The 26,244-nt window shown below is 48.3% G+C and carries 15 protein-coding genes and 1 riboswitch; of the genes, 1 reads left to right on the top strand and 14 read right to left on the bottom strand.

Features of this window, described 5'->3' with window-relative positions; genetic code table 11:
* Positions 1 to 288 precede the first annotated feature (288 nt).
* The 14 genes from J2T20_RS18640 to J2T20_RS18575 all read right to left on the bottom strand — a co-directional run bounded on the left by J2T20_RS18640 (position 289) and on the right by J2T20_RS18575 (position 24,950).
* Positions 289 to 1,995 carry a methyl-accepting chemotaxis protein gene (locus tag J2T20_RS18640; protein ID WP_307590847.1) on the bottom strand — a complete coding sequence of 569 codons (1,707 nt, stop codon included), beginning with the start codon at positions 1,993 to 1,995 and terminating at the stop codon, positions 289 to 291.
* Positions 1,996 to 2,135: 140 nt separating this feature from the next.
* On the bottom strand, positions 2,136 to 2,825 hold the full coding sequence (locus tag J2T20_RS18635; protein WP_307590846.1) for an ECF transporter S component: 690 nt from the start codon (positions 2,823 to 2,825) through the stop codon (positions 2,136 to 2,138).
* Between the two features lie 5 nt (positions 2,826 to 2,830).
* On the bottom strand, positions 2,831 to 4,486 hold the full coding sequence (locus J2T20_RS18630) for an ABC transporter ATP-binding protein (protein WP_307590845.1): 1,656 nt from the start codon (positions 4,484 to 4,486) through the stop codon (positions 2,831 to 2,833).
* Positions 4,402 to 5,346, bottom strand: a complete 945-nt coding sequence (locus tag J2T20_RS18625) for an energy-coupling factor transporter transmembrane component T (RefSeq protein WP_307590844.1) — start codon at positions 5,344 to 5,346, stop codon at positions 4,402 to 4,404. The genes J2T20_RS18630 and J2T20_RS18625 overlap by 85 nt, the downstream gene beginning before the upstream one ends.
* A complete protein-coding gene (locus J2T20_RS18620; protein WP_307590843.1) occupies positions 5,343 to 6,167 on the bottom strand; it encodes a DUF4430 domain-containing protein in 825 nt (274 codons plus the stop codon). The genes J2T20_RS18625 and J2T20_RS18620 overlap by 4 nt, the downstream gene beginning before the upstream one ends.
* 91 nt (positions 6,168 to 6,258) lie before the next feature.
* The gene (locus J2T20_RS18615; RefSeq protein WP_307590842.1) at positions 6,259 to 8,373 is read right to left on the bottom strand and encodes an S-layer homology domain-containing protein; all 2,115 of its coding nucleotides are present in this window, start codon (positions 8,371 to 8,373) and stop codon (positions 6,259 to 6,261) included.
* Positions 8,374 to 8,535: 162 nt separating this feature from the next.
* Positions 8,536 to 8,729, bottom strand: a riboswitch (cobalamin riboswitch).
* A gap of 78 nt (positions 8,730 to 8,807) precedes the next feature.
* Positions 8,808 to 10,619: a copper resistance CopC/CopD family protein gene (locus tag J2T20_RS18610; protein ID WP_307590841.1), complete on the bottom strand. Its 1,812-nt coding sequence runs from the start codon at positions 10,617 to 10,619 to the stop codon at positions 8,808 to 8,810.
* A gap of 196 nt (positions 10,620 to 10,815) precedes the next feature.
* Complete coding sequence (locus tag J2T20_RS18605) at positions 10,816 to 13,731, bottom strand: GAP1-N2 domain-containing protein (RefSeq protein ID WP_307590840.1); 2,916 nt, start codon at positions 13,729 to 13,731, stop codon at positions 10,816 to 10,818.
* A complete protein-coding gene (locus J2T20_RS18600; RefSeq protein ID WP_307590839.1) occupies positions 13,728 to 14,990 on the bottom strand; it encodes a hypothetical protein in 1,263 nt (420 codons plus the stop codon). The genes J2T20_RS18605 and J2T20_RS18600 overlap by 4 nt, the downstream gene beginning before the upstream one ends.
* Before the next feature lie 335 nt (positions 14,991 to 15,325).
* Entirely contained in the window at positions 15,326 to 15,961 is a 636-nt protein-coding gene (locus tag J2T20_RS18595) for a beta-mannanase (protein ID WP_307590838.1), read from the bottom strand.
* Between the two features lie 22 nt (positions 15,962 to 15,983).
* A complete protein-coding gene (locus J2T20_RS18590) occupies positions 15,984 to 17,261 on the bottom strand; it encodes a vWA domain-containing protein (RefSeq protein WP_307590837.1) in 1,278 nt (425 codons plus the stop codon).
* Between the two features lie 35 nt (positions 17,262 to 17,296).
* Positions 17,297 to 19,684 carry a transcription initiation factor TFIID gene (locus tag J2T20_RS18585; protein WP_307590836.1) on the bottom strand — a complete coding sequence of 796 codons (2,388 nt, stop codon included), beginning with the start codon at positions 19,682 to 19,684 and terminating at the stop codon, positions 17,297 to 17,299.
* A 4-nt stretch (positions 19,685 to 19,688) separates the two neighbouring features.
* Positions 19,689 to 23,078: a tubulin-like doman-containing protein gene (locus tag J2T20_RS18580; protein WP_307590835.1), complete on the bottom strand. Its 3,390-nt coding sequence runs from the start codon at positions 23,076 to 23,078 to the stop codon at positions 19,689 to 19,691.
* A gap of 33 nt (positions 23,079 to 23,111) precedes the next feature.
* Positions 23,112 to 24,950, bottom strand: a complete 1,839-nt coding sequence (locus J2T20_RS18575; RefSeq protein ID WP_373457831.1) for a VWA domain-containing protein — start codon at positions 24,948 to 24,950, stop codon at positions 23,112 to 23,114.
* Positions 24,951 to 25,299: 349 nt separating this feature from the next.
* Between J2T20_RS18575 and J2T20_RS18570 the strand changes: the two genes are divergently transcribed.
* The gene (locus J2T20_RS18570; protein ID WP_307590834.1) at positions 25,300 to 26,226 is read left to right on the top strand and encodes a hypothetical protein; all 927 of its coding nucleotides are present in this window, start codon (positions 25,300 to 25,302) and stop codon (positions 26,224 to 26,226) included.
* The last annotated feature ends 18 nt before the right edge of the window (positions 26,227 to 26,244 follow it).

The following is a 26,244-nucleotide window of genomic DNA, read 5'->3' as shown; positions in this document are numbered from 1 at the left end:
TTGATTTTTTTCACTTTATCCAAAAAACACAACTGTAAAATTATTACTTTTTTAGTTTTTCGATTTCGTGTAAGGTTCTATGCATGTCTAGTGCACAAAGTGCAACTAAGTCCCCGGGGAAGCCTGTATGGCATCAAATAGATGTATAAAGTGCAACTAACCCGCACCTTTTTTTTCAATCCACATCCAACTTCTTTTCAACCCACATTCAAACCTATTTTAAAAAAGGGATGTCCCATCAACTCTGGAATAATGATTGCCGAGCCAGCACGCTTCAACTCTTCTGAACTATAGTTTAAAGCCGGACAAGCTCTTCTGTAATTCCTCCGCCAAAGTGGCCAGATATTGTGCTGAACTCGTCATTTCCTCCATAGCTGATAATTGTTCCTGACTCGCTGCACTAGTATCCTGAATCCCTTCGGCCCCAGCATTCGAGATCGCATTTACCTGCTCCATGGCCACTTTCACTCCCTGCGATTCCCGGGAAATATGCTCAACAGCCGTCCGTATATCCGCCGTCTGCAGTGCTGCATTCTTAATGGAGGTTTGGATTTCGCCGAAGGCCTGTGAGACCAAATTGCTTTGGGCTACCCCATTTGATACCAGCTGTGAGCCGAACATCATGGATTTCATCGCACTCTCTGTTTCCTTCTGAATGTGAGTAATAATGTCTGTAATCTGCAAAGAGCTTCTTCCGGTCGCTTCAGAGAGCTTACGAATTTCCCCTGCAACTACCGCAAAACCTCTTCCCTGCTCTCCTGCTCTAGCCGCTTCAATTGAAGCATTAAGTGATAATAGGCTGGTCTGGCTCGCGATCCCGTTAATAGTTGTGATTATAGTATTGATTTCTTCTGACAGACTGGCAAGTTTACTAACAATCGCCTGACTTCCCGAAACACTTGCATCGATTTCCTTCATCTGATCCATAATCTCATTTACAGCAACAGCACCACGATCTGTAGAATCGGCTACAACACTCATGAGGCTTAACATTTCAGAGGTACTCCGGTCAACGGAATAAATATCGTCGGTCATGGCTTGTACAGCTTGTGAAGTACGACTAATGTTGTCCGATTGCTCTTCAAAACCTGAGGCTATCTCACCAGAGGTCTCCGCAATCATCCTGGAAGCAACTGTGGTCTGCTCTGCACTGGCGCTCATTTCTTCAGAGGATGCAGACAACATCTCAGCACTATCGGCTACTCCTACCATCATCGTACGCAGACTAACTACCATTCTATTGAAGGAACGACTAATTACACCTATCTCGTCTTTGGAATTATATATAACCGATGCTGTTAGATCCCCCTTTTCGGCACGCTGCATCAATCCCTGCAACTCCTTAAGAGGCTTTGTAATTAATCTTGTAATCACAATACTGATTCCAACACATAACATCCACGCAACAGTAATAAGTATTAAGCTTAATGTCCTAAAGTTGCTCGCATCGGACGCGCTCTTTGCATCGTGGGTTTCAGCTTCCTTAAGCAGTAAACTGGAAACAGCTTTAAGCATATCGATCATCTTCTCACGGTACGTTCTGAAGTCCCCAGAGTATAATGTGTATGCTTCCTCATTCAGGTTCTTCTCTCCAAGCTGAATGATCCGATCCCACTGAGCTCTGTAGCTCGGCAATAATTTGATATATTCGTTCAACTGATTGCTTATGTTAATGTCCTTAAAGGATTCAGCCTTAAGGAGCGCTAGTATCTCGTCGTTTTTCTTTATTTTGTCATCGATCTTTTCATTTAAGGATTCTATGCCTGCACTATCCTTAGTGAGCAGTATCTCCAGTACATAAGACTCAATTGCACGATTATTAGTACGCATTTGGCTTACGTTAGATATCGGCAGCAAACTCTCCTTATAGGTTTCCTGCGATCTATCCGCCATCTTTGCAGTAGTCAGAACCCCCATGATTCCAACACCTATCATGACTAGAATTACTATGACCATTAGCAGTGCCATTTTAAATTTTACTTTTAATTGCTTCATCTCTCTATTCCCGCCCTCTCAATATACTCTAGAGTTATCATCGGCAGAAATGAATAAATTTTGAAGAAATATCACATGAAAAAAGTCGAAAAAACAAATATATTGTCGAACTATTTAATTATTCATCTCATAAGTGGAATTTATCCCCTCTGTAGCAGCCCGTACTTTTTACGAAAACGCTCCATCACCTTAATCCAGCTCCCCGCTAGGATAGATAGGAAGAATACATTGGATAAGGCATGTGCTAGATCAAAGTAAAAACTGGAAGCATATGCTGCAGCCACAAGTCCCCAGCTAAAGGCATCCGGAAGACTGATGATGTACCAAATGTTCATGATCCAGCCAAAGAGAAAGCCCCAAATAAAACCAAAGACCAGCATCCCTATTTTACTTCTCATCCACCTGGTATTTCGCAGCCAGCCTGCCGTAAGTCCCACCATCCCCCACGAAAACATTTGCCAAGGCGTCCATGGGCCCTGTCCAAAGTATAGATTAGAGACAAGCGCCGCCATGGCTCCGATGATCAGACCCGCCTCAGCTCCAAACACATACGCCGACAGAATAACAATTGCGGATACCGGCTGCACACTAGGCAATGCCGCGAAGGGAATGCGGCTTACGGCAGCCACGGCTGACAACACAGCCAGCAGCACCAGCTCCCGCGATTCAATGGATCGGCGTTCCAATCTTACAAATAGCGGAAAGAGGGCCGCAGCAAGCAGCACAAGGCTTAGAAGGATGTAGTGTCGATCCTGCAACGCAGCGGTTAAAGCAAGACCTACTACAAATAAAGCCAAAGCTATAAAAAGCGGGTAGCGAAAACGCAGCATTTTGATTAAGTCACATCCTCTATAGTCAATGCTTGGGGAAGCCAGTCTCTTACAATACGATTTACAACCGTGGTATAGAAATAGTTGGCACTAAAAAAAACATCCGGCGGCCCTTCCGCGGTGATGCCCCCGTCAAATAGCATTGCGCAGCGTGTGGCATATTTTGCCGCGAATTCCACGTCATGCGTAACCAGCACTATGCTTTTCCCATCCTCGCGCAAAAGCTTCAGAAGGCTGGCCAACCTTTCCTTGGCCCCGGGATCCAGACCCTTAGTCGGCTCATCCAGCAGCAGAATATCCGGAGTCAGCAACAGCACCATAGCCAGCGCTACCTTCTGCTGCTGCCCTCCGCTAATATCCAGCGGATGGCTGTCATACACTTCGTGAAGCTGGAATATATCCAGGAGTTTTGCAATCTCCCGCTGAGAATCAGCTTCTGATAACCCGGCATACCTCGCCATATGCAGCAGTTCTTCCTTGACTGTATCCTGGCTGAAATAGAGCAGGGGATTTTGCGCCAAGTATCCTGCGGTGACTCCCTTAGCAAGGGTAATCCGGCCCCGCTGCGGTTTGGATAACCCGGCCATCAGATAAAGCAGAGTAGATTTACCTGCTCCGTTACCGCCGAGGATAGTCAGAACTTCGTTGCGATATAAGTTAAGTGTCAGCTTACTGAGAATATCAGGCCCTTCCTTCTGATAACGGAAAGTAACCTCCTGACACTTCAGCAGAGTCTCTTGCTCCTTACGGAAGCTGTCGGTTACGGTTACAATGTTCTCCACTGCTGATTCGTGTCCATAATTCTTAAGCAATGCCAGCTGTCCATGCAACCAACGCTTGCCTTCACGCACAGTCAGGGGTATAGACTGCTGGGCGACTCTCTCCTCTGGTGGTGAAAGCGCTAGAAACAACCGGGAAGCGGTTGGAAGGTAGGAGAGCTGCTTCTGCTGTTCTTCATGACCAATCCTTTGCACAAGCTCACTCGGAGTACCCTCGGCCTTCAAAGATCCCTCTTCCATCAGCAATACTCGATCCGCTATCGGGAATACCTCTTCCAGCCGATGCTCACTAATGATCACAGTCATGGACATCTCTTCGTTGAGGCGGTGAAGCATATGAATAAATTCACGGGCTGCCACAGGATCAAGCTGTGAAGTAGGTTCATCCAGCAGCAGCAGCTTAGGCCGAAGCAGCAATACAGAGGCCAGATTCAGCAGTTGCTTCTGTCCACCGGACAGTTCATGCACCGGCTTGTATAATAATGGCTCCAGCCCGAACAATCCGGCGATTTCCGCCAATCTGCTCCTCATAACGGTTGGAGAGTAACCCATATTCTCCATCGAAAAGGCCAGCTCATGCCACACTGTATCCATAACAATCTGCGCTTCAGGATTCTGAAAGACCATGCCTATGTCCTCAGCGGCTGTCTGCGGTGTTAGTTCATCCATGGCCTGACCTTTATACCAAATCGCACCTTCGCAGGTTCCAACCGGTTTCAGTTCTCGTTTCAGATGGCGCAAGAGAGTGGTTTTGCCGCATCCAGAGGGACCGCAGAGCACCACAAATTCACCTTCGTTTACCGTGAACGAGAGGTCATGTAATGAGGCCCTTTCTTGATCGGGATAACTGAAGGAAAGTCCCTCCGTTCGAATGATCTCCATAACCACTTCTCCTTTATTTCCAACCCTACGGGAATCAATAAGAACATACAGAAGCTGCCGTACATCACAGCATCTCCTCCCGTATAGACCGGAGTTTTTAAACGGGGATAAATTTCTACCATTCCATATCCCTGCATACTAAAAATTAATGTGAGCATGCCGCTGCCAGCTAAACAAATCAAGGTTATGATATCCCGGCGATCCAGCTTAAAAATACCGTAGGTACTGCGTTTACGTATGCCGTAGCCCCGCGCCTTCATGGAGTCCGCTGTTTGCAGCGCTTCCTCCAGCGACCAGGTTAACAGTACCTTCAGCAGCGTCATGCCATCAGACATTCTTTTGCGCAATTTCCCCGAGCTAACGCTAATGCCCCTGGAGCTTTGGATTAACGTAATCTGACCCAGCCGCCTTTGAAACAAGGGTACAAAACGGATGGTCATTAGAATTAGAAGTGCGCTTTTCGGAGCTACGGTTCCAAACAAATACATGAATTTATCTGTAGTCATCGTAAAATTATAGGATATAAAGACGAACATTATGGTCAATAACACGAGCATCATCATCAGACCGTACAGAATGGCCTCGAGGGTAATCGGCTGGTCGAAAGCATAGAACAAAATATGGGAGCCCCTGTGTGAAAATAAAGGATTCCATAGAACCACCGACCCCGCCATAAGCAGATAAAAAGGCAGACCCCGCAGCAGATGACGTCCCTGACCCTGTAAAAGAAGCAAGCTCAGTACAGCCGCCAGCTCCGTTAGAAGAAACAGAGGATGGAACAAAAGGGTCGCAAACAGCAGCAACCCTACGTAATACAGCAATGCAACCGACGGATGTACAGACCGAAAGCCGTTGCTCATGGCGCCTTGGCTCCAAGGTCCTTGCCCAGGTCAAGTGTGTACAGCCATTCAATACGATCCCCGGATTTAACGGTATAGCCCGCTGCGCCTATGTTAGGGAATACCCCGTTTACCCGATACATCCAGCCGCTCTCTGCCCCTTTGTCATACTCATAGAGGTTATCAATACCTTCTACATAGGCAACCGGGCCGATTCCCTTGAACTCCATCTGGATTTTATTCTTGCGGGTAATCCGCTTCAAGAGATCCATAACACTATCTCCATCTTTCACCTCAACTACAGAAGGAGCCAAAATCACCCCGGATTCAGAATCCCCGGTGATAGAGAAGGTAACCGTACTTGCTTTCTCGGTGCTTCCAACCGGAGCGGCGGAAGGACTGGAGGTAGGTCTAACGGTTGGTGAGGGACTCTCCTTCACACCAACCGGAGCCTTGGTAGGGGCTGGCGTCTTGATAGCGTCGGCTTTAGTAGATGGGGCTGCAGTTATGTCCTCCCTAGCTATTGGAGCTTGTGTAGAAGCTGGAGAGCCACTGGAGACGGGAGTCTCTTGAGCGTCTTGATCCAAGCCTGCCGCCGGTTCAGATGACTTTACAGCTGGAGTCGAGTGGTTTGCACCGGCTTCTGACTCAGAGCTTGGTGAGGGTGCTGTGGCATCTCCAGAGGCAGGAGCTGTAGTCTGTAATACGATCCCCGATGAGCTTTCAGCCCTATTTTGTTCCGAGGACTCTTGTTTGTCTGATACACATCCAGCTGTGATTATACCTACTAAAAGAATTACAGACAGAACAAATAAGAAACGGCGTACCGCTTGTTTAGTCATTAAGATCACACCTCCTAAAAAGGGAAAGGAACGAGGGTTGCATAGACTCCCCCGTTCCGTTAAATAAAACTATAACTTACTTATACAACACTTATTTAATATTTAGAAGTCTAACTGCAACTACAGCCGCCATTTCTCTAGTAACAGCGCCCGAAGGATCAAATGCTCCATTGAAGCCTGTCATATAACCGCTCTCTGTTACCACATTTACGGATGACAAAGCATAGCTGCTGATTGAATTGCGATCCTTGAAAGTTGAAGCTGAATCTGAATCCTGCAGCTTGAATGCCCGGGTAATCATTACAGCCATGTCTTGGCGGGTAATGATTCCGTTCGGCTTGAAGGTTGTAGCCGTTACGCCTTCAAGGATACCCAGTTCCTTGGCCTTCAGCACGTATCCATAATACCATGCATCCGACTTCACGTCGCTGAACGAGGATGCCGACGTTGCCCCGCTCGGCAAGTTATTCGTTAATCTCAATAACAAGGCTGCGAACTGCGCCCGCGTAATGTTCTCTTTTGGTGCAAAGTTAAGGACGCTCCCGCCAATCCCTTCCATCAGCCCTTTTTCAATGGCATTTTGAACGGATGTTGTGGCCCATGAAGAAATGCTCTTCTGATCAGCGAATACCGGAGATACTAATAAGCGTTGTGTATAACGTGCCACGCTTGGGGCTTTACCTTGGCTGTAACCCGTTACCGTCAAGGTCTGAACCCCGCCGTTCGATCCTGCCGGGAAGACAGCCGCTCCATAAGTATCTGTGGTCACGGTTATCGCGCCCACTTTGACCTGTACAGCGTTAGCTGGAACACTAATTACTTTACCGCTCTCCCAATTCAGGGAGGATTTCTGCACGTTCACAGTAAATGATTTACCGGCTGCCACTTTAGTCGGAGCAACGGTTACCGCACCTACAACCTGGGTCTCACTGTCCCCGTAATAGACAACTACACGATCAGATCCCTGAAGGATGAAATCACTCATGCCAACACTTGGGAATATCCATTGGCCTCCGCGGGACACTGCATAATTCCATCCGTCATATCCGCCATATAGACCGGCTTTTGTTCCTTGAATGCCGGACACATAATCACCGAAAGAGCTGCTCGTTAATTCAAGAGCGATTTTCTTATCTGACGTCAGCTTCTTAAGAGCATCAAGCGCACTGACGGATTGAACATTGCCTTCAGCAATAAAGCCCTGCGGCCCTTCAATAACGACTGTAGCCGATACAGCAAGGGGCTGCTTCACAGGCTGCGGGAAATTATAGAAGCTGCCTTCACCTTTTGCATACAGCTGGTACGCAACCAAAGCCTGTAAAGCCTGTTCGGTAGCAAGAGCATTGTAACCCCCGGAAAGCGTGTGGGCAAAACCTCCATCAGCAGTACGGAAGCTGAGCAATCTATCGATTAGATGATGTCCATCTTTCGTGAAACGCTGTTCTGTAGGGTCAACCTTATTTGATGCTAGAGCAATGATGACTTGGGATACACTTTCGCTGCTATCCCCGTAACCCCCGTGGGATTGCTGTTTTTGGGATAACCAAGCAATTGCGCGCTCACCGGCAGTCTTTACTGCAGGATTGTCCAAATGAGCTGACAGAGCCGTTAAAGTCATCGCCGTAATATCCGGATCGCTCGCCCCGGTGGAAAGAGTGAAGCCTCCATCCGGATTTTGCTTGGATACAATTTGGCTAACGAGCTTATCTGTTGTCCATTGTGCACCGGCAGGCACGCTGTAATGACCGGAATCCAACGCCAGGAGACTAAAAATAACACCGTTAATGCCTAGGTTATTCATGCGATCATTATTGTAAATCTTCTCTACGAGATTATATCCCGCAATATTCGTAGCATCGATTCCGATCACCGTAGAGGCAAGCACTCTGCGTGCATAGTCCGTAACGTTGGAATATGTACCTTTGTTTGTTTTAATTTCGCTCTCAAAAGCGGTTTGGTAGCTTGCAGGAAGCTTATTGCCAGACCGAACCAACGCCATTGCCTGCCAGTCTGTCTGTATTCCCTGTTTTAAAATAGCGGCTGTGACGGCATAAGTAGCCTCGGATACAGTAGTTGCCGTAACTGCCTGACTCGGCTCTGCGGCATAAGCTTTTTCGGACGGAGCAAAAGATGTACCTAGAATCGAAATGACCATTAATAAAGCCATGCCTAGCGCAAAGGACTTGGAAGATAAAATTCGCTTCATGATTAACCTCTTTCTGTGTGTGATTTTGGGGAATAACTGGAAAAACATAAAAACCGCCCCTGAAGGGCGGTCTGAAGAACAACTGTGTTAGGAGGTTGTATCCATTGCTTAAGACACAGACCCCCTATTAGTATGCTCCTTATTCTTACCCCACGAAGAATAGAAACTGTAACAAAAAAGGCAGGTTTCCTGGCTTATGCCTCCACGCTTCTCTTTGCCTTCCCATTCTTTTTGAACAGTGGCCTTAGGACAGAGTCGCTCCGCATTTACAGTGGCGGGACCGCGCCGGATTATACCGGACTTCCCTTTTAAGCAGGCCCTGCTGTGGACCCGCACCCTTTTTTACGACAAACTATTTAATTTTTAATATCAATAATCATATCCATAATCCCCGTATATGTCTATAGAAAAGCTGTGGTATTCCTAGGGAAGCCCTACAAGGTTATAACTTTTTCATAGCTATGAGCCTCTCCTTTGGAGTCTGTAAATGTGATCACAGCCTTCCATTCTCCCTTTTCGGTAAAGTAACGACCCGCCGCCCTGTATGTATATTTGTCAAAGCCCTCATAGCCGTACGGGTCCGGTCCTCCGGTTTTATACTTGAAGGGTACAGCTAACTTTACGTCCTGCTCACCCGAATGGTTGAGTTGAACTTCCACTCCGCTAGGAGCGCCCATTCCGCTTGGCAGCCACACATCCAGTTGGAGAGTTTGACCTATGTCCTCCTTGAAATTTACTCTCATCGACATATGGGCCGACTCCCCCATAACATGCCAATAGACCGGTGCAGCTTCTAGTGCTTGTTCAGGTGGCGGAGTCGTAGAGAGCATGCCTGCCAGCACAAACGCAGTGACCGCCATTATAATCTCCGCTCGGACACTTAAAATAAACCGCCTCGGAATCTCCAGATCCTTATCGGTGGGACTGACCTCCAGAATATTCTTCATACGCGGGAGTAACACCATACGGTGGTAGGCTGCAATGATCCATATCAATAAAACGATCGTCGACTTAGCCAGAATGATCTGCCCGTATTCACTGTGAAATAGAGCGTTCCAGCTGCCGACTCTTAGTAAGGCCAGAAAAACGCCGCTGAGCGCTATTACGACCACAGATGGCAGGGCTATAAATGAAAAGCGTAATATCAGCCTGTTCAGCTGCTCATAATTCAATCCGGATTGCTTCCTGCTCTGAATAGCAGCCATAATTCCGATTAATCCACCAAACCAAACAGCAGCTGTTCCAATGTGTAAAACCTGCGAGATGACTGCATAAGTTACGCCGCTTAAAGCCCCATACGCATGCCCGGTCATAGGAAACAGCAGAATTATGATGAATATTGCAGATAGCTTCACTACAAAAGCCAACCGTCCCTGATTTCGGGAACCCAGGGTAGTTAACAGCAAGACTGCAGCAGCGGCAGGCCGCAGCCAGGAAGCAGCGCCGACTAGTGTATCCGTTAGAATCTTCTGCCATAAGATCCAGAAGGAACCCGTTCCCGGTCCGCTAAGCTGATCCGTAAGTATGCCAGCCTGCAGAATTCCAGATAGTATAAATAGGACTAACACCACAATGTAAAGTGCTCTCTCATTACGCTTGGAGAATAACGGTGGCGCCTCCTCTTTGTGCAGGATACCCCATATTCCATAACGAAAAATAATAAAACCTGCGGCAGCGATGGCAGCCAGCACTTCCACTACACGCAGTACAGGATTAAGAATATTGGACGATTTAATGAGTATATTTGGTTCAATCTCATCTACCGTTCCCTCTGTAGGAGTGGGTTCTACTACCTTAGGAGTGCTCTTCGGTGAAGGTGTGGTTGTAATTCCCGCCGCGGCATCCGTAGGTTGAGTACTTGCCACCGGAGTTGCTGTCGGCTTCACCGCAGCCACTGTGAATGTAAAAGAGCCCTCCGTAACATGCGTATCCTCCGAGAGCACTTGGTATTTCACCGTGTAGGCGCCTCCCGAAAGTGTCGGAATTTGATAGATTAACCATTGGTCCGTCCCTGAGGTTAGCTTACCTGTTATCGGCTTGCCGGCGGCATCCTGCAAGGTGATTTTGCTTAATTCAGCATTAAATCCTTCACTATACTGAATCTTAATCTCCGACGGGGAGTTCTGAAGCTTAGCATTTGCTGCAGGGACAGACTGTAGAACTTTTGCATGGGCACTGACCGGAGCCGGCAGCACAAACAGAGCCATCACTAATAAAATCACAATATTATATATTCTTTGCTTCATTTGGTTCAACCTCCCTACCCGCACTGGGAACCACCACAATTTACGACCCCTTACATGATAGGTTAATTATAAATGACTTTAATCACATTTAAGTGTGAATATTATGTGTCTCGGTCTTGTATGCCAAAAAAACTCCTGAAAGCTGCAGCAATTACCGGCGGATTAAGCCCTGCAGTTTTCAGGAGTGAGAGTTTTATTATTCAGCTGTAGCATCAGGGCTTGCACTAGCTTCAGGTGTTGCGCTCGGATCAGGTTTTACGGTTCCGGCAGCTTCGGGATCGGCAAAGAGTGTTAACGAGTAATCCCCGGCTTTAATCATATTCCCTTTTACTAAAGTCGCACTAGACTCTAGTGTTACCTCCGCTCGGAAGGGAGAACTGGCTAGAGGTACAGCGATTGCCGTCGCCATGGGCTCAGTGGAAACAGCAGGTTCATTATCCTCTCCGGTATCACCAGCAGAAGGACTTGCTGAGGGGACCGTACAGGATTGCTTCAACACGGAAACCTTGAAGGACTCACTGACCCCATCTGAAGATTCGACACTAATCTCGGCAGGGTTGAATGCATCACAATCCTTAGCTTCGGCAAAGGTAAAGACTAACTGACTTTTACCTTCATTATTGCTACCGTCAGCACCCTTCAAATAGACAGCCGCCAGCGCTGAATCGACACCTTGATCCGCATTACCTCCTACTGCTGTTGGCAGCGGGGTTGTTTCCGGAAGAGCCGTCTCCCCTTTAGATCCGAGGAAACTGAATAAGATAAGAGATACGATAATTATAATACCTAGGAACGAAGTCAAGATCAGGAGCTGAAATCGACTGCGGCGTATCCACCGCGCCAGCGGCGAAGCCAATTGAACACGGGCCTCATTATATACATTTTGCAGCGCAGGTCCTGCGGCTGCTACATAGCTTTTGCGGAAATCCCGATTCTTAAAGGCCTCACGGTCATGGCTCAATAAATACTTCAGAATCGCCTTTCGGTAACCTGGCTGAAGCTTCTTAGCACTCAGCGTGAATAATGGGTTACCTTCCGACCAGGCTAGAAAACGGTAGACCCCTTCTTTGTCAGAACCTGCTTTACGCCGAATGAGATCAAGCAGTGCATCATAGTCCAGCGGTCCTCCCTCACGTTCACTGCTGTAATAGAAGGCCAGCGGAAGCTGATCAAAGGGCTCCACCTGAGTTGACTCCTTCAACCATCGGCGGCCCAGCAGCTGCACATCATCCAATTCCTGCGGTGTCAGTTGGGCAAAAATCTGCTCATTTGGGCTCTCTTCCCCAAACCAACGGTAAACGGCCCGCAGGACATTCGCTTTACGTTTACTTACATAATCGAGCGGCGGATGCCAATTCGCAACCTCTTCAGGATATCGCACAAAGGAAATCTCCAGGAGCTGGTCCCGGGACACATCCTCCACGGATAAGGAATTTAGCAGAAAACGGTCTGCCGCTGCTGCCATCAATTGCAATAGGGAAAGCGTTTCTGAACCGATCCCGGGTCCTTTGCGTCGGTCTTTTTCTGCCTTTGATACCTTTTCATGGATCACCGCCACTGCGCTGACAAGATCATTTTCCTGCAGAAGATTCTCGAGTAAATAATCACGCACCGCGTCACGGAAAAAAGGCTGCTGAAGTGCTTCCGGGAGGAAGCGGTCCCATCGGGTCACGAAGCTCAAAATGTCCGCTGCCCGTCCTGCTGCTGCTAGACGCTGCTCGATATAAGGCTCAAACAAGGTTGTCCGAAAAATCGGCTGCGGAAGCAGTTTTGCAAAAAAGGCCCGGCTAAGCTCATCATTGCTCTCCACGATTTCATAGGCTGCACTAACCACATCCTCACGGCCGGCAGCCTGGCTGTTAAGCATTCCATTGATGAAGTAATCTACGATTTTGCCTTTATAATTATGGCCTTTTAGCAGAAAATAGGCTTTGAAGCTTTCCATAATGGCCGGAACAAGAATTCCTTTCTGCCGGATAAGGTCGAATTCACGGTCAAATCGTTCCAGGAACAAATCGTTCAACCTTACCTTGGAATCCAGTGCACCGTCAGATCTCATATAGGATAAAATCCCGTTTAACACTGCGCTTTTGTTATCCTCATAGAGGGCTTCATTACCCTGCTCTATCTCATAAAAGACGGCTAATTCGTTATAGAGCGCCAAGGAAGTTAAGCGCTCCGCGCTCTCTCCTCTCAGCATCTCATCCGCAAACTTCCCAAAGTCCTCCAAAGCAGATGCATTACGTACCAGTAACGTCCAGGCAAAATCGGCATAAGGCTGCCGCTGCTCCCCAAAATCTACATTGGCCGTACGTCCGGACACCAGATCAAAAGTGAAGTCCTTCTCGATGCTTCGGTCTCCTTGACGCAAGGAACCCTTCTCTACAAAGGTAAGATCTATATATTTGCGGCTCTTAGGCTCATTGGCGTACGTAATCACACCCAGTCTGCGGCGGAATTCATAAGGCAGCGCACGGAATAGAATTCCCGTAAGTTCTACGGCCCAAGTGGATAGCTCTTCAATAGGCACATCCAGCGAAATATATACTTTCTTTTTCCCTGCTACGGAGGTCATAAGAGCCTGAAGCATACCCTTAAATAAGGTTTCACCTATTCCCAGAGATTGCAGAACATCCAGTGGTTTACGGCGGTGTTCCGCATGATGGACAGGGATTGCGTTCAGTTCCGGTAATAACGTACCCGGCTCCCCTTCCAGTTCTCCTGCGAAGTCCGCATGCAGCCAATCATCGTAGCGTTGCAAGATTTCATCTGCCCTTGTGGACGGGACCACGAAGTTATGGGCAAAAAAAGCGCTCCGCTGTCCGGTAAAGTCCGCAGCCTGATAGCAATTGCGCCCGATAACGGTCTCCCCACTTTCCGTATGAAAAAGATGCAGAGCGTACGGGTATTGCGACTCGTCCTTTTCACCTCGTGAGGCCAACTCAACCGGTGCATCGTAGACGCAGAAGGGATGGAGAATTTTTTTGACAAAGTTATTATCCAGACTCTCGGATTTCGCTACCGTATCAAAGCCCTCCGCAGAACGATAAATCCCGCGCCGCTCGCGGGTATACATTTGCTGGGTGATCCGGGACCCTGAGGAAGTATTCACGAACCGTCGCTCCCCTCAATAAATCCAAGCTTGTGCAGCAGCCAAATAAACGGCTCATCTACACGGATGGGACTGACAACACCCTCGATCTTTTGATTCACAGGATTACTGCCCAGTGCGGATACGGCGAAATAACCGGTATTGGAAAAATACACATCCATCGTATCCTTGAAGGGGCGATCCACTTTCCCGATAAATCGGCGGATTTCACCGTCAATATTATGGAACTCGTCTAAATTAATCGTCTTGCGGTGCACATAGTTGTTGAACACATTGCTGTTCGATTTAATATAGTCGCCTTCCTCATCCTTGAGAGAATGCAGCATATCACTTTTAGCGAGGACTACAGCTGTAGGGATATCGGTCTTGCTTTTCTCCTGATAGGCGATAAAATCACCGAACATGGTCAGCACCACATCACGCGGCTCATCATACTGCGATACCCATTCACCGGGACGATCCCCGAGATTAATGTGGATTTTCTCCCGGATCGAACGAATTTGCAGCGGGTCCACCATGAACAGGATACCTGCGGAGTTCTTGATATGCTGGCCGTGCAGCCCGAGATAATCCTGATCGACCATCCCTTCCCCAGCCACATCGAAAAAGACGAGTGTCAGCGGCGGCTTCTCCTCATCCTTGAACACAAATTGAAAAATAAACGGCTCCTGCATTCTCTCCTTCTGCGTGGAAGCCAGCAAATCTCCGCGTTCAAATAACGGCTCTTCATAGAGCGTTCTGAACTTGCGGCTGATCTCAGCATTCAGCGGCATGCAGGCTGCATCAAAATGACCGGCCGTTGTATGCTGCAGCGTATGAATCAAGGAGGTCATATACACCGACTTGCCCACCTGGGAAGCCCCGATAATGGAGATAATGTTGCTCGGCACCTTACCGGCTGTAATAGGCAACTCATTGTGACAAGACGGGCACAGCCGTCTGCGCGTAAGTACCCCGTAGCGGTCCGTAAGTCCGGTGAGTACATGATCGGTGAAATGGTGATGCTCCTCCGGGATATCAACAGGTTTAATAATCGCTTCAATATCGTCTACTGAATCCAGACCAAACCGTTCCCGGTATTTGTTCAAGGCATCATCTTCACCCAGCGCATAATTCTCATCGTCCTCCCGGCTATGCATAGCCCGAAACACAACCTCGTCGGGTGAAAACTTGGTGAAGCAATAGGGACATACAATATCGTAAAAAAGCGGACGTGGCGCCGGCTGAGCTTTCTTCATAAAGCGGTTAAAAAATGACATATTCCTTCCTCCTTAAACCATACTTCGTTCGTAGCGTTCTTCCCGACAGAATCCTCGGCTGAAAATAATAATATAGCTGCACTTTGTGCAATTATTTCGGAGCAGAAGTTAGCATCTAGCCATATAATTGCACTTTGTGCAGTTATATGTAGGTTTAACGAGTGTAAATGCAGATTTCCGAGAAAATAAGTGTACAGAATGCAACTATGTGATCTTTTTAGAGGAAATGGAGCTTTTTAGTTGTAGATAATGCAATTAACCAACAATTTCCCGACTCAACTTCATAAATTTACTCAAAACCTGCACGGACAGAGCTACTCAACACGGTCCCCGACTCACTCCGGCACCAGCTCATAATAAAGTCCGTACTTGCGCCCGTCTGTGAAAAAGATACGCACAAAGTCATCCTTGCCAATCTCAATAGGTGGCAGATTGTTACGTCCGGCAGCGAAATCCTGCACAAAAGGGAAGAGGATGCCGTCGTCTTTACCCGCTGGATAGCCGCCCCGCTTTTTGACATAGCAGAGAACATCTCTCGCCACAGGCACTTCCGCCGTAATCGCCATATGTACAGTTTTGGCCTTCTGGAACAAGCCCTTTTTATGGAGAATGGAATAATAGATGCGGGCTTTGCCTGCACTGACGACAATACGGTTGTCGCCCCCCGGCTGCCTCAACAACACAGTCTGTCCGTTCTCCGAGAGACGGGCGAATACCGTATAAGACACTAGACCAATATCATCTAATCGGTCTCTATACCCGTTATTGGCTTTGTATTCTTCCCGCGTATAGAGCTTCAACCCGCCGGGTGGAAGTTCAGAATTCTCATGCTCATCCGCAGCAGCCTTATGGATACAGACCGCCTGCACACCGTCTGGCCAGCGCCATCTTAATGTGCAGAAACGATCCTCCACCCTGGAAGTTACGTCACTGATTACCGGTGTAGAGCCATCCGTCTCGGTGTACCTCATGTATAAACTCCTTTCAATTCCGCTAGAATCCTTTGCTGCTCCGATCTCTGCGCGGCTTAGGGAAATGATTGGATGCCGGTGCTTTAGATTCTGCTCCCTTTTGACCCCTTCGGGATAATCTACCTTCCCCCATGGGAACAACAACGGTGAACAATGCAATAATTCCAGCTAATATTAGAACAGCAATCAATCGTATAATTCCGTTGAAGAATGAATGTCCGCTCAGTCCGAATTCAAGAATCAGACCGGCAAGTAGACCGGATACTGCACCGCCTAATCCAAAACTTTTGGCAAGATAGCGGTTGTCGAACATGATTCCCAAGCCGACGCCGAGCGCTGCACCGATTAATAGAAGAGACAAGATACGCACTGCAGCATAATAAGGACTATCCGCCGTAGCATCAGTTCGCTCTGTAAGGAGCGTCCGGTCACCCAAACGTTCATAAATTTGCTGGAATACATCTCCTAAAAGATTAGCATCCGTAACATCATAATATTGTCCGCCGGTTGTTGTGGCGATATCCTGCAGCAGGTAAGATCCTGACGGATCATCCAACCCTAGACCGATCGTATTCACTTTTACGCCGCGATCCAAATAATCCTGCAATTCCCGCGAGGTATCGAATTCACTGAACCCGTCCGACAACAGGATAACCATTGCCCCCCGGTCCGCTGCTTCGTCGCCGTTAATAACACTCATCGCTTCCGAAAGAGCGCCGCTAATATTCGTGCCGCCTTCCGTCGTTTGCAAACTGGCAATGGCAGAGGTTACCCGCTCAATATCTGCCGGTTTCGCCAATGAAGTCATTGGCTGAGCTACACTCGCAATGTCGCTGAAGGTCAGGACAGCCACCTGATTATCCTTATCCATACGTTGTACTAAAGCTTGTGCAGCCGTATAGCGGCTGTTATTGGGATCGCTCTGCAACATACTCCCGGAATCATCAATAACCAGCACCACATCCTTGACCGGCTTGGCGCCCCCGAAGTTCAGTTCATAGACGAATTCAGTTACCGCACCGACGCCAAACAGCAGAACCACCATAATCGGCAGAAGCTTCCAAGATAAGCCCAGATATCTCTGTTTCCATGAGGCTCCATTCAGTCGGGGAGATACCATTTCCGCAATCAGACAGCCTAGCCCGACACCCAAACCGACCACCGCAAAGTAAAGACCGACAAGGAGGATCGAAGGGATCTCATCAAGCCAGCGGGCCAACAGAATTTCTCCAATTACAAAAGCGATCCCGCCTCCGATTAAACTGAAAAAGAGCAGGAGGAGATTGATCTTTCGCTGCATATTCACTCATCCTTTCCGTAGCGTTTACTTGCCCCTCAGCGTAATTCAGGAAGCTGACCAGGGTCGACACCATGCAGCTTATAACCGTTCAAGACATAGGTTTCGTAATACATTTTGCCATTCCGATAGTATAGAAGATCCTCCAGATGGAAGCCTCCCATCAGATTCAGCTTCTCTACACCACTTCGGCGCTGTTCATGAACAAAACCCAGCCGATAAATACGCGTGGTCTCGTCTACGGTGAAGGCATAACGCAGGAATTCAGAGCCGCTATCACCGAAGAAATATTTCTCCTCATGCCGATGCTCCTGCGTGTATTCGAACAATCGAACATTGACGACCGAGCCCTCTTCTAGACTGCGGTACAGTCGCTTGAACAGTTCTTCTCTGGACAGCACCTGACGGTTCTCATAAGCAGCCGCAACATTGGCACGCCGCAGCAGCTCTTCCTCAAAGGATAGAGCAAACGGCTCCGCCTTCAACAGCTCCCGCTGACAGATATCGATCAACCGTTCAATTACGGCATGCTTCCCTTTATCCAACAGCGCCGAGATATTACCCATATAACGCTCACTGAAAAAGATACCGGCACCACGTTTCACCATCATATCGTTCATAACCGCATCTGTGACCACCCGGTAATATTCCATGATGTTCTGACCGATCTCATCCCCTGTATGTCCCACGCTATTCAGTGCAGTAGCTCGAAGCTCCTCTTCAAGCTCTTCCATGAGCTTCACCCTGCCTATACACTCAGCGTGAAGCTGTTCCAAGCCGGATTCTATTCGCTGGCATACTAGAAGCTCACTCTCCAGTCGAAGAAGTTCATACTTTTTACCATAGACCGTCGAGAACAAATAATGGATGAAATTACGTACAGTACGTTTATCCAGTAAGGGAACACGCTTGAACGGCTGCTTTTCCACATTCTCGGCGTATAAGGCCTCCAATTCCTCCTGGCAAGCGGAAATCATGGATCGCAAGCTTCCCATATGCTGCCTCAGCTGAACCAGAACACTTCCCGAACCGGCATCCCGGTCTGCCGTCCATTCAGCCAGTTGATAGAACGATACGGCCCGTGTTTCCTCTTCCCCATTCACCAGCAAGGACTTCCAGCTTCGCATAGGCTGAAACGGCTCCAACCGCTTGGCTGACACTGAAATAAAGTTATTACGGAAATACGCCACACCGCCGTCTCCGAAGAGTACATGCTCCGCTTCCTGCAGGGACATTCGCTTCAGTTCATTGTAGGAGGGATGGCCATGACTCATGAGTCCCGTCATTTCCGAAATTCCCTCTTCATCAGGCAGCAGTTGCACTGCTCTCTCCCGCAGTCTCTCCGGATCAAGCATCAATAAAGTCTGCCGTTCACGCATACTCCAAGGACTGCCTTCGCGCATTTCTGCTGCGAGACGCCGAAAGACATGATACAGAACAGCCAGCGCAATTTGCCGGTTCGGCCTTCTCACACTGGAGAACCCTGCTGAGGCATAACTCTGCCGCCCTGTGCTGCCTCTTATTCCGCTTTTAAAAGTCATATTATTATAGCCACCCTGTCCGATGGCAGGATCGGACGAAGAGCGCACCCTGTTTTTGAGCAGACTGATGTGAGAGATGATCTCGTAGTTGTCGCTCATCCCCCCTAGTGACAGCATTCCGCGCTCATTCTTATCCGATAACAGATAGACGAGATCGAACAGTGAGGAAGGTCCATGGTTCACAGGGATGGCAAAACCCTCTTCCGTTACAAGCAGAGGTGCACTATAGGAATAATCCGCAGATTGCATATTCTCCAGCTCACGCAAAAAAGCTAATCCGACAGAGCTGGAATAGCCGAACTGGTCGCCCTGCTCCCGTTCCTGAATTAATGCATACACATCCGTCTGAACCGATTTGAAGGATTGCCCCAGAACAGCACGGGCTAATAGAGTGATCTCCGGCAAGAATACATTAAGCGGGTCATCGACCCGCGTAATAATAGAAAGATGGATTACATCAAAGGAGGAATAGAGCCGTCCGTAATCCGCTATGCTGTTGCTAATCCGCCGGAATACACGATTCATCTCCGCCAAAAAGCGGATCTGCTCATGAAACTCACGATAAATATCGTGCCGTACGGTATGTTGATCGCGGCCTTCAGTGCCTGGCAGAATCATTTGCTGTACTCGTTCAGCTCTGCTGTCGGCGGCTCGTCTGTTGTCCCCGGCCTCAGGGATTGCATGGATCGCCATCACGCCGCCGGCGTTATCCCATTTCCGCTCACAGCTATCCAGAACGGGACCGATTGCAGGAGTTACCTTGTCGCCCACGAACAGAAACAAGGCGGGATAATGAATGCTGCTGCGTCCATCTCCCTTATTCTGCAGTGCCTCTTCTCTGGCGGCATATTGCTCCGCATATGATAGTGTCAATGATTGAGTCATAGGATTATTTCAGCTTTCTACGGATGCTGCTTAGCTTGCCGGTCATGCTCTTATAGAATCCATACATCTCGTCTCCGTTGGCATGCTCCACCCGTTCATATTCAAGACTGTCTCGTGCTTCAAGGAAAGTGACATACAGGCCTTCCAGCTTATACAGGAGCGGTGATACGTCTTCCGCTGCGGTCATTTCACCGGCACGGCGTGCCGCCTTGCGCAGCAGCACACTGCGGCTTTTCTCATCCAGCTCACGGAAATGGCGGTAAACCGCAAACTCTACATAGCTGCGTTCTTTCATTAGATTGGCGAACGGCTCCCAAGCATCCTCTTCCTCATCCCGGTCATACACGTACAATGCACCTTTCTTGATGATGCTGTCCGTATACAGTGCCTCAATGAATTGATCCATCCATTTCTCTTCATCCAAAAATTGATGAAGCAGGGCTTCCAGCTCTGCCGCTTGAGTTGCTAGTGCCGCATACTTCGCCAGCTCCTCCCGCACACGGGAAATGAGCTGCGGCGATCGAATCAGATTCTCCTGAGCCAGCTCTTTATTAATGCTCCCGAAGATATCCTTAATGCCTTCACGCTCCAACCCCTTGTCGCGCAGGTTGTTCAGATCATCTGCTGCCTTTTTCACTTCGCCCATGTTCGGCCGTCCCGATTGCAGTTGAAGATTATAGCCGCGAAGGAACGACTCAAGATCAAAAGGCTTGGTGAAAATAACCGAATACCGGCTGCTTGTATTCTCATCTACCCCTTTTTCCTTGATGATACCCAGCTCCAGTGCCTGCGCGAAATCCGCCCTTACTCTAGCGTTATAATCACGGACACGGTTGTTGACATAAGTATCTCCCCATGATTTCTCAGGGATAGGAGAAGGCAGATACGTCCAGTTGTTCTTATCCGTCTGTACCAGATGTCGGCCAATTCCTTCCTTATCCAGAATGGTCCGTTCATAATTTTCCTCAAACACCCGAAGCGGAGTATACACAAACAGCGGTACACCATTACGCGTATTCAGCCAGAAAATACGGTTCTTAACCTGACTTTCCTTGATCGTGAACTGCGATTTGCCAAGCGCATTATTCTGGTAGTTGCGGATACCCTTCAGGATTCCCGGCGCTTTAACCGGTACGGATACAAAACCCCATGACGGGAAATGCAGGCTGCCGGAGCTGTTGCTAAGGTGGAAGGTAGGTACGGCTTCTTCATCCAGCTTACCTGCGACAATACGTTCCACGAATTTGTCCAACGGCTCCTCGTTGCCATATTTCATAACCAGGAAATCTTCCATTGAGCGGGTGATCAGATCCCCGAATTTATCACTTAGGAACTCTGAAATGGAGCGGACAATATCAATCTCCTGCTCCTTCACCCAACGGCCGGAATGGTTCAGCATTTCACGGGTAAAGTCACGAATCAGATCATCGCCGTCTTTCTGATCCATGATCTTCGAGATCGTTGCTGAAATATCCGGCACATTAACAATGTTCCAGTAGTACGTCTTATTTCCTTTGTGGTCAGCCTGCTCTTCGCCATTGATCAGAATCTCACCATTTTTGGCAAAGATCGAGCTAAGCGCACTCAAGATTTCTGTAAACACACCGTAAATCCGGTTGTTTTCTTCGTTAAGAAGCTCATATAAGTCCTCATAAAATTCAATCATGCGCTCCGTGCGTTCTACATCTGCATGCAGCCAATATTCATTGATCTTGGCTTCGATATAGGCGTTCTTCTTCTTTTCCTTCGATACAAAAGCACTGCGGGCATCGCCCAGCTTGTCATCTGCGCTGTCACGCGCCGTTTCAATATCACGCGGCAGACGAAGCAGGCTTTCACGTAAGGCCTCAATGTACGAAAGAATCAGCTTCAGAATGCAGAAGCCTTTCTCGGTATACAGTAAGCGCGATACGTAAAAGGGACCCTGCTCCGGATGCAGGAAGATCCGTTCCAGTTCTTCTCCGAAGCGTCCTACGATTTCGCCGGGAAGCTGCTTTTTGGATTTGATGTATTCTTCACGCGCACGGGCCAGAAAGTTCTGTTCCAGCTCTGTATCCATGCTGACTACCTGATTCTTGATCACATTGGCATGGCTGAGACGTTCACTGTTCTGATAACCCGGCAGCGGCTCCGGCACCCGTGATTCAAAGGTCTTGATCATACTGTCGAGGTCAATCCCCAGCTTGCGGGCAAACTTCTCTACATCCTCTTGACCCGGTGCCTGATGGAACATATTCTCCATTTTCTCGAATAACCGAAACGCCAGATAAGTTGTCATTTCCTCAATAGGCAGCACAGCGGAAGAAGCTCCGATGATGTTGTATTCATAGTTAGCCGGATAGGTTTTGTTCATCTGGGCGATATTCGTCCGGATGTTGCTGATATAGTCATGGATGGCGAACTCTTCACCCGACTGCTTTTCCTCGCTGGCCATAAAGTTCGTGATATTCTCTGCCGTTACATTCATGCAGTAATCATAGGCATTCTCCAGAAGTTTGCCTTCGGTGTTGGTTGCAGAGATCAGATGACATAGATTGAACGGAGGAAGCGGTGAATTTACCGTCAAAATATTACCGTACTGCTGGCGGAATCTCTCCCCGCGGCTATCCACATTCATCCAGTAATCCAGCTCTTTAAGCGCCGCATAACCATTCTTGCGAATATATTCACGGGTATGCTCACTAAGACTTTTATTCGCTAAATTCACGTCCGGTGTGAACAGATACCCTAAGGTGTTGACGCGGTCAATACCTGCGGACCCGAAGTCGCGTTCAATAATTCCCCGTACGATATAGGCAATATCCAGAAAAGCACCGCTGCCTGTCCCCCCCGAAAGTCCTGTCAGCAGGAATACCATCAGCTTCTTATTCGTACCGACAGAGAGTGTCTTGATCTTCTTATCAATAGCGGCAACCACTTGATTGATCTTCGTGAACAGCAGCAGTCTGCCGGCTTGTCTTACACCCGCTGCTCCGTTCATACCGTCAGTAATACTCATCTCAGGTGACAGCCATTCCGTAATATAAGGCTCGAGAATGCTGCGGTTTTGCAGCAGTCCACCGATTTCGGCATTCGCCAGCAGCACAAACTCATTCTGCGGGTCGAGGCCAATGCCTTTGTATTTTTTGCCGCGATCCTGTTCATTGGTCTCAAAAGCTAAAAACTCCACATTATCGGGCTTATCCCGTTTCTTCTTGGACAACGGATCCTCAGGCAGCTTAAAGCGGCGGTTAATCTGATATTTCAAACGCAGCAGCGCGTCGATACCCGTACCGCCAAGTCCTATGATCAGCATTGGATTGTCAATGGTATCCACTCTGATTTTGTCACTCACAATACCCCCGCCAAGGGATACGTCCAACTGCTGAATATGCTCTCTCACTACCGGTTTCATATGCTTTCCCCCTATAAGTTCTGCGAATCAGTACTATACTAAATATTCGATCATAATCGTCTTGTCCACGCTTGGCAGCAGCACCGAAATCCGGTCACCGCTCTTCAGTTCCATACCCCGGGAGGCATCTGTATTACGTCCTGATCTCTCCACTGTCAGCCCATCCCCGCCGCGAACCAGCAGCCTGTCATTCTTGCCGGGTGTGAAGATCAGCTTTTCGCTTTCTTTGAGCTCCGGCGCCAGCTGCAGCAATTGATGAAGGGTGAATTTCCCTCTGAATCCGTTTAGTTTTTTATATTGAGGATAGGTTTTTTCACCCGTATTTCCGTCACGCACTTCCAATACCATCTGACCTACAAAACCCCGTGTAGACTTCTTCCACAGCATCCATAAGGCTACCCCTGCAGCCAGTAACAAAAGAACTCCAGCGATGATAAAATAAATGACTTTGGATGAGTTTGAAGGTTCAGTAGGCTCTTCATTAGCTCCCGCTGTTCCGGTTCCGGTTCCAGCTCCGGCGCTGCCCGTTCCCGCTGACCCGCTCTTGGCGTTAATCTTGATCGTATCACTCTCGCGGTAAAAGCTGCTCTCCTCCGCCCGAACTTTCAATTCATAATTATGATTGTCCTTCACCTCGAATGTTCCTTTAAAAACATCGCCCGAGTTGTCCAGCGGAATCTCCTCTACCGTCCCGGTGTCTGTATCGGTAGCCAGCAATACCGCATTCATATTTTGATACAAGTTGCTGAGTGTTACCTGAGTCCCGTTGCTGAACAGATGGGAGGTTATATCGATTTTGTCTCCTTTTTTATAGGAATTCGCAGACAGCGGATCGATTTTCAGCTCCAAATCATAGTTGAATACGAGATTAATATCGATCTTGTCCTTGGCGACCCCCTTCACTTGAAGCTTCCAATCGCCTTGCTGCGGCGTCAATAGCTTGATTAGGCTGTATGTTTTGGACTTCGATAACAGGACATCTCCTGACGGAATCGCTACGCTTTTCCCTGATGGATCCGTTAACTTCGCGGTAACAGGCTGTGATGACATGATGGAAATATTTGCTTCCAAAACACTGGCATTCGGCACATTCACGGTCACATCCTGATAACTGCCATTCGCAGTTATCGACTGAACGGGTACAATCTTCAGTTTCAGATGGCTGGCAAAAATTTCACTCAGGATTTGGGGTAGATCATCCGCTGAATCCGTCGAAAAGGCTTTCCCTCCGGTCTTGTCTGAAAGGTCCGCTAAAATTTGCTTATTGAGCTTGCCGTTTGCATTCAAACCGATGGTATAGATGGGATATCCGTTCTTTTTTGCGACTTCCACTGCTTCATTCAACTCTTGATCCGACTGGCTTTGTGTTCTTCCGGTTGCTTCATTCAGGTCGTTATTCCCATCTGCAAGCATAACGATCATCGGCTCATGCGTTGGGTCGCTTCCATTCTGTAAAACCTTAACCGCTTCCTCCACCCCTACAGCAATATCGGTATAGGCGCCGCGGTCCAGACCTTCGATAAAATCCTTAAGATCCTGCTTATCACTGGCGGAGCTAATCTGCAGAAGTGCCTTTTCCCGCTGCACCTTATCGGTATAAGCTACAATCCCAACCTTATCCCCCTGCGTTGATAGCATATCGATGAACATTTTCATGGCTTCACTAGCAATTTTGTTCTTGTCGCTTTTGTTCATCGAGTTACTCACATCAAGGAGTAGAACAGCATCAATGTGTGAAGGTGCCGGTGCTGCCGCATGTGCAGTTGAAGACGCATATGGGCTCATTGCCAAACTAAGTACTAGTAATAGAGCAGGAACAATACTGAATATTTGAGACTTGATTGTACGTTTGCTAAGATGTTTATGAAGCATAAATAGGGCTCCTCTTGTGTTATAGTTGGCAAATATGGCAAGCTGGATAAGGGTTCAAAATTCTGTCAATTGTATGCCATAATGATATAATTAAAGCTTGCAAACTTCAACTTTAGGACCGCCGGCCCAGTAGGATGGTACTTTTTAGAATCATTTTGGAACCTCTCTGGCTGACAGGCGCGACTGATAGAAAGGACATTTCCATGATTTCATACGTTATCCTAGGGATTACGTTCCTTTATGTCGTAATTCAAATTTTCATTTATGTCTCACGAGGGCGCAAACCGCATAGCCGCGAGGACATTGATGAAAGACTATTAGCTGCTCTTAACGGAGGCGAGAAACGCTGATGAATAAGAAGAAGCCTGTTACGTTCCGGCCGTTCAAGGCTCCGCGTTATGCCTATGACCAGCTGCGTATCTGCCGTCATTGCGGACGTTATACCGCTCTTTCCGAGCAGAGGTGTACAAAATGCGATAAATCCTCCCTTACACCTGTGGAGAATCGCGCAGCTTCAATTACCGGGCGCAAAATGAGTACCCGCCTATGGTTGGTTCTTCTGCTGACACTTACCTCCATCTACTTCGGCAGGGACTTCCGCCAAATGGCACTCTGCGGTGCCGGTGGATTGCTGTTGATCGGCCTGCTCTATTACGCACAGCGCAAGGTGCGTAGTACCGAGAATTTACGAGGTCTGAACGAGCTCCTAGCTCAGAATATAGATTTCATCAAAGAAGGATTAGAGCTGAACCGCCAAGAGGCCGTCTCTGTTCTTCGTGAGAATGATGTTCTGGCTTACGACAAGCTGCGCGAGCTCTCCATCCTTCTGCGCGGTGATCGTATTGCCAGGCAGCGGGTAGCGCTACTGCACGGGTTTCACTTGCGCAAAGATATGGATCTGGAGATGGAACAGCTGCTCCTGAAGGATTTCGAACCGCTTCTAGCAGAATATATCGGTGAAATTGCCAAGGTCCGGCATGATCTCATTAAAGACCGTACCTTTCGTTATACACAAACTTATGAGTCGCAAATTCTTCTTATGGAGAACGGTCACGCTATTCTAACCGGAGTTGCCGGGGCAGCCGTTCGTATGAAACGGTATGCTCTATTGTACTCCGCTTTTATAGGCAGATATGTACATGAGCTGCCCCGAGACCGATTCCTGCGGTTATCCAAGCTGATAGCTGCTAACCCCCATGAACCCTGGAACGGACTTGACGAAACCGTGGCCCAAATCGTTGAATCCAACTACCGTTGGGACCCGGAATTTCAATAGTTAGCCGTAAGCGCGAAA

The organism is Paenibacillus wynnii (assembly GCF_030812855.1).
GTDB lineage: Bacteria > Bacillota > Bacilli > Paenibacillales > Paenibacillaceae > Paenibacillus_AQ > Paenibacillus_AQ wynnii_A.
Note: the sequence above shows the minus strand (reverse complement) of the source record. Positions and strands in the feature narration are given on the sequence as shown.